At 67.6% G+C, this 931-nt stretch carries 1 protein-coding gene; it reads right to left on the reverse strand.

Annotation, left to right across the window (positions count from 1 at the left end):
• A partial coding sequence (locus IEJ02_RS47830) for an AMP-binding protein (protein WP_317986119.1) occupies positions 1–922 on the reverse strand: 922 nt, incomplete at its 3' end.
• Positions 923–931 lie beyond the last annotated feature (9 nt).

The following is a 931-nucleotide window of genomic DNA, read 5'->3' on the forward strand; positions in this document are numbered from 1 at the left end:
ACATGTTCACCAACAGCGGTGCGCAGACGGCGCCCTCGCCGTGCCGCTCGTACCACTCCGCCAGCCGCCCCAGGTCCAGCGCCTCACCACCGAAGACCACATGGCGCAGCACCAGCCGGTCACCGGTCACCGGGTCCTCCCGGTCGGCATTGACCAACTGGTAGAACGCCGACGGAGTCTGGTTGAGGAAGGTCACCCGCTCATCCGCCAGCAACCGCAGGAAACGCTCCGGCGAACGGGACACCTCGAACGGCACCACCACCAGCCGCCCACCATGCAGCAGCGGCCCCCACAACTCCCACACCGAGAAATCGAAGGCATAGGAGTGGAACAGCGTCCACACCTCATCCGGCCCGAACCCGAACCACTGCCGAGTGTGCTCGAACAAGCGGACCACGTTCCGGTGAGAGACCACGACCCCCTTGGGGCGCCCCGTCGAACCCGACGTGTAGATCACATACGCCGGAGCAGACGGCACCAACGGCGACGACCGGTCATCATCGCTCAGATCCGTACCCGGACACGCGGCCAGACGCCGCACCAGATCCTGATCACCCAGCACCAGCCGCGCCACCTCCTCCGGCAGCGGCACATCGACGCTGGTGTCCGTCACCACCAGCGCCAGATCCACATCCGAGATCGTGTAGGCGATACGGTCCGCCGGATACGCGGGATCGATCGGCACATAGGCCGCACCCGACTTCACCACCGCCAGCAGCGCCACCACCAGATCCACCGAACGGGGCAACACCAACCCCACGAACCGGCCCGGCCCCGCACCACTCTCGACCAGCAACCGCGCCAACCGGTTCGCCCGCTCGTTCAGCTCCCCGTAAGTCAGCCCGTCCGCGCCCAGCGACACCGCCCGCGCCTCGGGGCACTCCCGCACCCGCGCCTCGAACACCTCCGGAAGCGTGACCATGACCTCAAC

The sequence above is a fragment of the Streptomyces sp. 5-10 genome, assembly GCF_014712245.1.
Lineage (GTDB): Bacteria > Actinomycetota > Actinomycetes > Streptomycetales > Streptomycetaceae > Streptomyces > Streptomyces violaceusniger.